General features: G+C 67.8%; 10 protein-coding genes. 3 read left to right on the top strand and 7 right to left on the bottom strand.

Translation table 11 applies throughout. The features are described 5' to 3' along the window. Positions 1–441: HNH endonuclease (locus AC1DNG_RS12075; protein ID WP_476887426.1), on the top strand; the 441-nt coding region annotated here is incomplete at its 5' end. A gap of 77 nt (positions 442–518) precedes the next feature. Here AC1DNG_RS12075 and AC1DNG_RS12070 read toward each other — a convergent pair. Further along, the gene (locus tag AC1DNG_RS12070; RefSeq protein ID WP_476871295.1) at positions 519–1,391 is read right to left on the bottom strand and encodes a sulfurtransferase; all 873 of its coding nucleotides are present in this window, start codon (positions 1,389–1,391) and stop codon (positions 519–521) included. A gap of 48 nt (positions 1,392–1,439) precedes the next feature. Here AC1DNG_RS12070 and AC1DNG_RS12065 point away from each other — a divergent pair, with 48 nt between their 5' ends. Continuing rightward, on the top strand, positions 1,440–2,558 hold the full coding sequence (locus AC1DNG_RS12065; protein ID WP_476887425.1) for a PLP-dependent cysteine synthase family protein: 1,119 nt from the start codon (positions 1,440–1,442) through the stop codon (positions 2,556–2,558). Positions 2,559–2,619: 61 nt separating this feature from the next. On the opposite strand, the gene AC1DNG_RS12060 is transcribed toward AC1DNG_RS12065, so the two are convergent. Next, a complete protein-coding gene (locus AC1DNG_RS12060) occupies positions 2,620–3,276 on the bottom strand; it encodes an MBL fold metallo-hydrolase (protein WP_476887424.1) in 657 nt (218 codons plus the stop codon). A 132-nt stretch (positions 3,277–3,408) separates the two neighbouring features. Between AC1DNG_RS12060 and AC1DNG_RS12055 the strand changes: the two genes are divergently transcribed. Next, on the top strand, positions 3,409–3,870 hold the full coding sequence (locus tag AC1DNG_RS12055) for a Fur family transcriptional regulator (protein WP_028277503.1): 462 nt from the start codon (positions 3,409–3,411) through the stop codon (positions 3,868–3,870). Positions 3,871–3,992: 122 nt separating this feature from the next. On the opposite strand, the gene AC1DNG_RS12050 is transcribed toward AC1DNG_RS12055, so the two are convergent. From AC1DNG_RS12050 to AC1DNG_RS12030, 5 genes are all read right to left on the bottom strand, one after another. Further along, positions 3,993–4,880, bottom strand: coding sequence for a metal ABC transporter permease (locus tag AC1DNG_RS12050; protein WP_476848826.1), 888 nt, complete (start codon positions 4,878–4,880; stop codon positions 3,993–3,995). Then, complete coding sequence (locus tag AC1DNG_RS12045) at positions 4,881–5,696, bottom strand: metal ABC transporter ATP-binding protein (RefSeq protein WP_476858851.1); 816 nt, start codon at positions 5,694–5,696, stop codon at positions 4,881–4,883. A gap of 49 nt (positions 5,697–5,745) precedes the next feature. Further along, positions 5,746–6,720: a metal ABC transporter solute-binding protein, Zn/Mn family gene (locus AC1DNG_RS12040; RefSeq protein WP_476887423.1), complete on the bottom strand. Its 975-nt coding sequence runs from the start codon at positions 6,718–6,720 to the stop codon at positions 5,746–5,748. 178 nt (positions 6,721–6,898) lie between these two features. Next, complete coding sequence (locus AC1DNG_RS12035) at positions 6,899–7,963, bottom strand: hemolysin family protein (protein ID WP_223916079.1); 1,065 nt, start codon at positions 7,961–7,963, stop codon at positions 6,899–6,901. Next, positions 7,960–9,297, bottom strand: a complete 1,338-nt coding sequence (locus AC1DNG_RS12030; RefSeq protein ID WP_476887422.1) for a hemolysin family protein — start codon at positions 9,295–9,297, stop codon at positions 7,960–7,962. The genes AC1DNG_RS12035 and AC1DNG_RS12030 overlap by 4 nt, the downstream gene beginning before the upstream one ends. Positions 9,298–9,602 lie beyond the last annotated feature (305 nt).

Raw genomic sequence — 9,602 nt, 5'->3', positions numbered from 1 at the left:
GCCCGGCTCTTCCCGCCCGGGCACCGCCGCTTCATCCAGGCCCGCGACGACACCTGCCGCACCCCGTACTGCGACGCGCCCATCCGCCACCTGGACCACATCATTCCCTGGCACACCGGCGGCCCGACCACCACGGGCAACGCCGCCGGCCTCTGCGAAGCCTGCAACCACACCAAAGAAAACCCCGGCTGGAAAGCACGCCCCAGCCCCGAAGCCGCACCCGGATCCGCCTTGAGCATCGGCGCGAGGCACACCCTCGAACTCACCACCCCCACCGGCCACACGTACCGTTCCACCGCGCCGCCCCTGCCCGGAACACCGCTTCGGCCATCAGCCACAGACCAGCCAGGCGCCCAGCCGGGCTCCCGCCGCCGGCGCCAGCTCCGGCACCAAGCCAAAACGCTCAGGCGTGGAAAGCCCAAAGTGGCAGCCGCAGCATAGGAATCATTGTCTGCCTGGGGATGAACTGGAGGCGCTCTGAGCAGCCTGCGCGGGCCGTCCGGCGCTCGGGCTGGCCCTTAGTGTGAAGCTGCGTCCTCGCCGTACGGTTCCGGCCCGGTGACAACATCGTTCGCGGGACCGTGGCACCACTCCGAAAAGGACCCCGGATAGAGGGCAGCGGAAAAGCCGGCAATCTCGAGGGCGGCGATTTCATGGGCCGCTGTCACTCCGGACCCGCAGTACACGGCAGTGGGAACGCCGTCCCGGTAACCGAGCTGTTCGAAGCGCTCCCGCAGCTCCGCCGGGGCAAGGAAGCGCCCGTCAGCGCGCAGGTTCCCGGTGGTAGGGGCACTGACGGCCCCCGGAATATGGCCGGCGCGGGGATCCACGGGCTCGATTTCGCCGCGGTACCGCTCCCCCGCCCGGGCGTCCAACAGCAACCCCCGCCGGCCCCAACTGGCGGCTTGTCCGGCGTCGATCGCGGGCATGGCGCCGTCGGACAGGGTGACGTTTCCGGGTGCGGGCTGTTCGGGTCCGGCCGCCAGCTCGAACCCGGCAGCCCGCCACGCGGCCAGGCCGCCGTCGAGCAGGTACACAGAACTGAAGCCGGCGTTGCGCAGCATCCACCACAGCCGGGCCGCAGCCATGTTGCCGCTGTCGTCGTACGCTACGACCACATCGCCGTCGTTGATGCCCCAGCGGCGCGCTGACTCCTGGAACTGCTCCGACGGCGGCAACGGATGCCTGCCGCGTTCCGGTTCCGCCGGTCCGGCAAGTTCAGTGGCGAGATCCACGAAGACGGCCCCGGGGATGTGTCCGCGCAGGTAGTGATCGTGACCGTGGGGATCCCCCAGCGCCCAGCGAACGTCGAGGAGTACTGTGCGCTGGCCGGCTGCGCCGGCGTCGTCCATCCGGTCCTTGAGGGCGGCAGCATCGAGAAGGGTGTCCATTTCCCCACTCTATCTTTGGCGTCCCGCCGCCCCCGGTAGGCTGTAGCGGTGAACACAGCGCACCTGCAGGACCGGGCCTGGGCCGACGAGGCCGTCCGCCGGATCAACGCCGAAAACAACCGCTCAGCCGACACCCACCTGTACTCGGTGCCGCTCCCGGAGCACTGGGGCGTGCAGCTGTACCTGAAGGACGAATCCACCCACCGCACCGGCAGCCTCAAGCACCGGCTGGCGCGGTCCCTGTTCCTCTTCGGCCTCGTCAACGGCTGGATCCGGGAAGGCACCACGATCGTGGAGGCATCCAGCGGCAGCACCGCCGTCTCCGAAGCCTATTTTGCGCAGCTGCTGGGACTGCCCTTCATCGCCGTGATGACCCGGACCACCAGCCGCGAGAAAATCGCCCTGATCGAACAGTTCGGCGGCTCCTGCCATCTGGTGGACCATGCCTCCGAGGTCTACGAGGCCGCCGCGGATCTGGCCAGCAGCACGGGCGGGCACTACATGGACCAATTCACGTACGCCGAACGGGCCACGGACTGGCGCGGGAATAACAACATCGCCGAATCGATCTTCGGCCAGCTGGCGCTGGAGGAGCACCCGGTCCCCCGCTGGGTGGTGGTCGGGGCCGGCACTGGCGGGACCAGCGCCACGATTGGCCGGTACCTGCGCTACCACCGCTACGAGACGGGCCTCGCCGTCGTCGACCCGGAAAATTCCGCGTTCTATCCGGGCTGGCGGAACAGCCGGCCCGACGGCGGGACAGCTGGCGGCGGGACTGCAGCTGACGCACCCGCGGCGGGATTGCCCTCCCGCATCGAGGGCATCGGCCGGCCGCGGATGGAGCCGAGTTTTGTGCCCGCCGTGATCGACCACATGATCCAGGTTCCCGACGCCGCGTCGGTGGCGGCCATGCGGCATCTGAGGGACCACGCCGGTCTGCACGCGGGTCCGTCCACCGGGACCAACCTCTGGGGCGCTTGGCAGCTCATCGCCGGGATGATCGCGGATGGCCGCCGGGGCAGTGTTGTGACCCTGATGTGCGACGCCGGGGACCGCTACGCCGGAAATTACTACAACCCGGAGTGGCTGGCGGCCCACGGCCTGGATCCCGAACCCCACGAGGCCGTGCTGCGCGAGTTCTTCCGGACCGGCGCCTGGCCGGCCTAAACCAGCCGGCCAGCCCGCCCGTCAGCACGCCGGCCTAAGCCCGCCAAGGCGCCCGCGGCGGCTAAACCTCCGCTGTATCGCCGCTGGAAAGGTGCCGGTACTCGGTGCCGTACTTGGCGCCGATCCGGGTCACGTGCCCCTCCACCAGGCCGCGGCCCAGCTCGTTCAGGAGCGCGTCGTGGATCGGGAAGGCCTGTGGTGCGCGGACACCGATGACAAAATCCACCACTTCGCCCACCTTGTTCCACGGGGCGTGGATGGGTACAAGCAGCGTCTTGACGTCGACGCCGTCGGGGATCGCGAAGGAGTCCCCCGGGTGGTAGACGTTGCCATCGACGAGGTAGCCGACGTTGGCCACCACGGGGATCTGCGGATGGATGAGGGCGTGCTGGCCGCCAAAGGTCCTGATGGCGAAGCCCGACGTTTCAAATTCCTCGCCCGCACCCGCCGCATGGATGCGGCTTCCGGCGTCGGGCGCCTTGCCGCGGAGCGTCGCGGCCACGGCCTCCGGGGCGAAAAGCTCAAGGGTGGTGTTCGACTGCAACGCCGCGGCGACGGCGTCGACGTCCACATGGTCCCCGTGCTCGTGGGTAATGAGCACGGCATGTGCTCCGGCCAGGGCCTGGTCCGTCTCCGAAAAGGTGCCCGGGTCAAACACCAGCACCCGGCCGTCCTGTTCGAGGCGGACACAGGCGTGAGTAAATTTGGTCAGCTTCATCCGGCCAGCCTAGGCACCAGCCGTCACAGTGTCCACGAAGCGCCGCTGGCAATCTTGGGCGCTGGTAATCTTGGACATTGCCACACTCAGCGAGTCCCACCCGCGAATTCTTTTGACGAAGCGAGTTCCACGATGTCCCAAGGCGCTACCACCGGCAGCAGCCGGACTCCGGCCTCGGCACCCGTGCAGGGCAAGGAACAGCGCGTCACCAAGCAGCGCCTCGCCGTCAGTGCCGCCCTGGACGACCTGGCGGACTTCGTCAGCACCCAGGAACTGCACCGCATCCTCCAGGAGCGCGGCACCGCGGTGTCCCTCGCGACCTCCTACCGGATCCTGCAGTCCCTCGCCGACGACGGGCTGGTGGATGTCCTGCGCAACGCCGACGGCGAAGCGGTGTACCGGCGCTGCGCCGTCACCGGGCACCACCATCACCTGCTGTGCCGGAACTGCGGCAAGGCCGTGGAAGTGGAAGCACCGGCGGTCGAGGCCTGGGCCGCGCGGATCGCGAATGAGCACGGCTTCACCGCGGTGGAGCACACCGTGGAAATCTTCGGCCTGTGCCCCGAATGCACAGCCAGTCAGCCCGGCGAATAGCCGGAGCTGCTGAAATTCCCCACCTTTGACCTCGTGACCTCGGAAATCACCGGCGGGGCGCAGGGACCCGCCGGCGGCCGACGGCAAACCTGGGGAAATTCCGCCACTGTGGCGTGAGAGCGTTAAGCCGACGCAGCGGCGCTCCGCACCACCCGGCCGTTGAGTCCCCGTCTGGCCCGTGCGCCACCGATCATCCGGCAGGCCACGTAGATCAGGAAGGACAACGTGGTCACATAGGGGCTGATCGGCAGCCGGCCGCCGAGGGCCAGCAGGATGCCTCCGACTGTCGCCGTCATCGCAAAGACGATGCTCAGCGTGACAACCAGCCGGGGCGAGGACGTGACGCGCATGGCGGCGGCCGCGGGCGTGATCAGCAGGGCCAGCACCAGCAGCGCGCCCACAATCTGGATGGACAGCGCCACGCTGATCCCCAGCAGCACCATGAAACCAAGGGCGAGGGCCCGCACCGGCACGCCGCGGGCGGTGGCGACGTCGGGGTCGACACTGGCAAAGGTCAACGGCCGCCAGATGGCGGCCAGCGCCAGCATCACCACGACGGCGGCGACCGCCAGGACCTGCAGCTGGACGGTCCCGACCGACACGATCTGCCCGGTGAGCAGGCCGAACTTGTTGGCCGCCCGGCCCTCGTACAGGGACAGGAAGAGGATGCCCAGGCCAAGCCCGAAGGGCATGATGACGCCGATGATCGAGTTCTTGTCCCGTGCGCGGACCCCCATCACGCCCAGCACCAGGGCTGCCAGCACGGATCCTGCCAGCGAGCCGAGGATGATGTCGGCGCCGATCAACAGCGCGAACGCCGCGCCGGCAAAGGAGAGCTCCGAGATCCCGTGGACGGCGAAGGCGAGGTCGCGTTTCATCACGAAGGTGCCCATGATTCCGCCGAGCAGCCCGAGGACGGCGCCGGCCCAGATGGAGTTCTGCACCAGGACCAGCAGCTCGCCGTAGTTTTCGAAGTTGAAGATTGAGTGCAGCAGGTCGCCCAGATCCACTTAGCCCGCCTCGCCCGCGACTGAGTGCGCGTCCAGATGGTGGTGCGTCGCGGCGTCCGGCAGCCCGACGACGATCAGCCGGCCGTTGGCCTGGATGACCTCAACACGGCTGTCATACAAATCGGAGAGCACCTCGGTGGTCATGACCTCCGCGGGTGTGCCCACCCGGAACTTTCCGCCGGCCAGGTACAGGACCCGGTCCACGTAGTCCATGATCGGGTTGATCTCGTGGGTCACGAACACCACGGCACTGTCCGCGTCGCGGCATTGCCTGTTGATCAGCGCGCTGACGCCCTGCTGGTGCTGAAGGTCAAGGGAGAGCAGCGGCTCGTCGCACAGCAGCACCTTGGGATCGGTCGCGAGGGCCTGCGCCACGCGCAGGCGCTGCTGCTCACCGCCGGAAAGCTGCCCCACCGGCACCTTGGCGTAATCGGTGGCGCCCACAAGCTCCAGGAGTTCATCGACTTTACGGTTCACCTTGGCGCCGCCGAGGCGGATGCCCCAGCGGTGGCCGTCGACGCCGAGGGCCACGAGGTCGCGGGCGCGCAGGGGCGTATCGGGGTCAAATGATTTCTGCTGGGGCACGTAGCCGATCCGGCGGCTTCCCCGCTCAACGGGGTGGCCGTCGAGCACGGCCGTTCCCGTGCTCAGTTCCTGCAATCCCAGCAGGACCTTCAGGAAGGTGGTCTTGCCGCTGCCGTTGGGCCCGAGCACGGCAAAGAATTCACCCGGGTTGATGTCCAGGTCCAGGCCCTCCCAGAGAGTCCGTTGGCCGAACGCCAGGGAGGCGCCGCGCAGGCTCACTACCGGTGTCAAAAGGGGTTTCCTCGATTTTCCGCGGAGATGGCTGCTCCCGCTGCTGCGATCATCCTAGGGCCTTGCCGATGCTCTCCACGTTTCCGGTCATCCACTGCAGGTAGGACTGGCCGTCCGGGAGGGTCTCGCTGAAGTTCACGACCGGGACGCCGGCGTTCTCGGCGGCTTTTTTCACCGCCGCCGTCTGCGGTCCCTCGGTCTGGGTATTGTAGGCCAGCAGCCTTACGCCCCGGGATGCCACGAGATCGACGGTGGTCTTGAGCACGGCGGGCGGGACGTCGGCGTCCTCCTCGATCGCCGCCGTGTACTCGGCCGGGGTCTCGTTCTCCAGTCCGGCGTCCTCAAGCAGGTACAGCGGTACGGGCTCGGTGACGGCCACGGGCGCGTGGCCCGCCGAGGACTTGATGGCGGCGAGCTTCGTTTCCAGGCCGCCGAGCGAGTCCTTGAAGGCCGCCGCGTTGCTCCGGAACGTCTGCGCCGAGGCCGGTTCCAGCGAGCCCAGCTTCTCGGCCACGGCGTCCGCGAGGCGGGACATGGCAGGCAGGCTGTACCAGACGTGTTCGTTCAGCCCCGTGGACTCGTGGGTGTGGCCGGCGGAGTCGGGGCTCGCCGCTGGCGGGCTTTCGCTGGCAGCGCTTTCGGAGACAAGCCCTGAAACATCCACGGCGCTGATGACGCTGCCGCGGTCCAGGCCGGTGTCGGTCGCCAGCGTGTCCATGAAGGCGTCGTATCCCCCGCCGTTCTCCACCACCAGCTCGGCCTTGGAGACAGCCAGCTTGTCCTGCGTGGTGGCCTCGTAGGAGTGCGGGTCCTGGCTGGTGCGGTTGATGATCGAGCTGACCCGGACCTTGTCGCCGCCGATGCTGGAGACGATGTCGCCGTACACGCTGGTGGATGCGACGACGTTGACCACGCCGTCCCCCGCGGTCCCCCGGGGGCTGCCGGACGTCGGACTGCACGCGGTGAGCAGGAGGCCCAGGCCGGCAAGACCAGCCAGCAGGACTCGGGCAGCGGGACGACGCACGGAAAACCTCGGATCTGTTATTGAGAATCAGGAGCAATAGCAACAGCCCGAGTGTATCCCTAAATAGGAATCATTCCTATTTAGGGATACACGGCGTGCCCCCGCCGGTGCCCGGCCGTAGCTGGGCTGCCCGTTACTGGACCGGCCGTTACTTGGCTGCCCGATATTGGGCTGCCCCCTACTGGTCCTGGCCCAGCCTGCGGTAGCCGGTGGCCTGCGTCGCGTCCCGGATTTCGCCGACGAGCTGCTCGATCACGTCTTCGAGGAACAGCACTCCCTGAGTCAGCCCATCGGGTCCGATCACGCGCGCCAGGTGCGAGCCCGTGCGCTGCATGACGGACATGGCCTGCTCGATTTCGTCGTCCATGGCGAGGTTCGCCAGCGACCGGATGCGGCTTTCCGCAATCGGCTGGTGGTACCCGGCGTCCGGGATGGACAGCACGTCCTTGATATGGAGGTAGCCGGCCAGCATGCCGTCGTCGTCGAGCATCGGGAAGCGCGAGAACCCGGTCCGGCTCACGGCCTTTTCGAATTCGACCGGCGTGGTGGCCGCCTTGAGCATGACGAGCTTGCCCAGCGGAACCATCACACGGGACGCGGTGTGTTCGGAGAACTCGAGCGCTCCGGTGATGAGTCCGGCGTCGTCGTCCACGAGTCCGTGGCGCGTGGATTCCTGCACGATCGACTGCACTTCTTCAAGGGTGAAGGTTGAGGTCACCTCGTCCTTCGGCTCAATCCGCATCAGCTTCAGGATGTGGTTCGCGGACCAGTTAAGCGCCGCAATGACGGGCTTGACGAGCCGCCCGATGAACATCAGCGGCGGCGCCAGCAGCAGCGCCGCTTTGTCCGCGACGGACACGGAGATGTTCTTGGGCACCATTTCGCCGAACGTGACGTGCAGGAACGTCACCAACAGCAGGGCGACGGCGAAGGCCACAATGTTCGCGACCTCCACGGGGACGCCCACCGCTTCCAGCGGCACGGCCAGGAGGTGGTGGATCGCGGGCTCGGCCACCTGCAGGATCAGCAGCGAGCAGACGGTGATGCCGAGCTGGGCGCAGGCGAGCATGAGGGAAACGTTTTCCATCGCCCGCAGGGTGGTCTGCGCGCGCTTGGAACCTGCCTCGGCCAGCGGCTCGATCTGGCTGCGGCGGGCCGACATGACGGCGAATTCGGCGGCCACGAAGAAGGCGTTGCCCACCAGGAGGAACGCAAGCCAGAGGATTCCGGCCCAGTCGCTCATGCGGCACCTGCCTGGCTGGCGGGCTGGCCCTCGCCGGACACGCGGATGGGCCGGAAACAGATCCGGTCGATCCGGCGGCCGTCCATGCGGGTCACGCTGAGTGTCCCGCCGACGACGTCGACCGTGTCGCCGACTGCCGCGATGCGGCCGAGCTGGCTCATGACGTAGCCTCCCACCGTTTCGTAGGCAGCCTCGTCGGGCACGGTCAGGCCCGGGATCTGTTCGGAGAGTTCATCGGGCCGGAGCAGGCCCGGGAAGTACCAGTCGCCCGAGGCGCTTTGGAGCAGGCCGGGCCGGACCTTGTCATGCTCATCGGCCACTTCCCCGACGATTTCCTCCACGAGGTCCTCCAGCGTGGTGATGCCGGCGGTTCCACCGTATTCATCCAGGACCACGGCCAGTTGCAGGTTGCCCTCGCGCAGTTCGGCGAGGAGGGCGTCCAGGTGGATGGTTTCGGGGACCCGGAGCACGTCGGTCATGATGGCCCCCGCCTGCAGCTTGGCGCGGCGGTCCGCGGGCACGGCAATGGCCTTCTTGATGTGGACCACGCCGCGGATGTCATCGGAGGACTCGCCGATCACGGGGAACCGGGAGTATCCGGTGCGCTTGGCGGCCTCGACGATATCCGAGACCGGCTGGTCGGCGTCGATGGTCTCCACGCGGATGCGGGGGGTCATGACGTCCGCGGCGGTCCGCCCGGAGAACTTCAGGGTTCGGGCGATGAAGTTGGCCGTTCCGGCGTCGAGGGTGCCCATGGCCGCGGAGCGGCGCACAAGGGAGGCCAGCTCGGCCGGGGTGCGGGCGCCGGAGATTTCTTCCTTGGCCTCCAGGCCGAAGACGTTGAGGACCTTGTTGGAGAAGCCGTTGAGCACCACGATGGCGGGCTTGAAGATGGCGGTGAACACCAGCTGGGGCCGGGCCACGGCCTTGCCGATCGGGAAGGACAGCGCGATGGCCATGTTCTTGGGCACCAGTTCGCCAATCACCATGGAGAGCAGGGTGGCCAACGCCATTGCCAGGACCAGGGACAGCGAGGCAGCCGCCGCCGGCGGGACGCCGAGCGCGGTGAGCGGGCCTTCAAGCAGCTTGCCCACGGACGGTTCCATGACATAGCCGGTCAGCAGCGTGGTCATGGTGATGCCCAGCTGGCAGCTGGAAAGCTGGGTGGAAAGTGACTTGAGACATCTGAGCAACGGCTCGGCGGCGGTGTCGCCGGTGTCAACGGCGCGCTGCACGGTGGCCTGGTCCAGGGCGACCAGGGAAAATTCCACGGCGACAAAGAAGCCGGTGCCGAGGATGAGCAGGAGGCCTGCTGCGAGGAGTAGCCATTCCATGTCAGCGGCCTGCTTCCGCAGCAGCGCATGGCACGTGCCGCGTCAGGGGACGCAAATGCGGGAAGGCCCGGCCTGGCGGAGGATGGTCGGCGGCGGCCGACCCTGTTTCCTGGATAGCTCCGGAATGGCGTGCGGCCGGAGAGTGATGGGCGCGTGAACGGGGTTTGCCGGCTCTGCGGGTGGACTGGGCGGGAACGGTTTCCGTACTCCGCTGACAGCCCCCAGGCCGGCACCTAGATTTACTGTCCATAAGAATTTCAGTCTACAGGAGCAACCGCCGCCAGCCCCGGACCGCCCGCGTCACC

The organism is Arthrobacter sp. 01T425 (assembly GCF_056398725.1).
The sequence above is the reverse complement of the archived record's forward strand: the minus strand, read 5'-3'. Positions and strand labels throughout refer to the sequence as shown.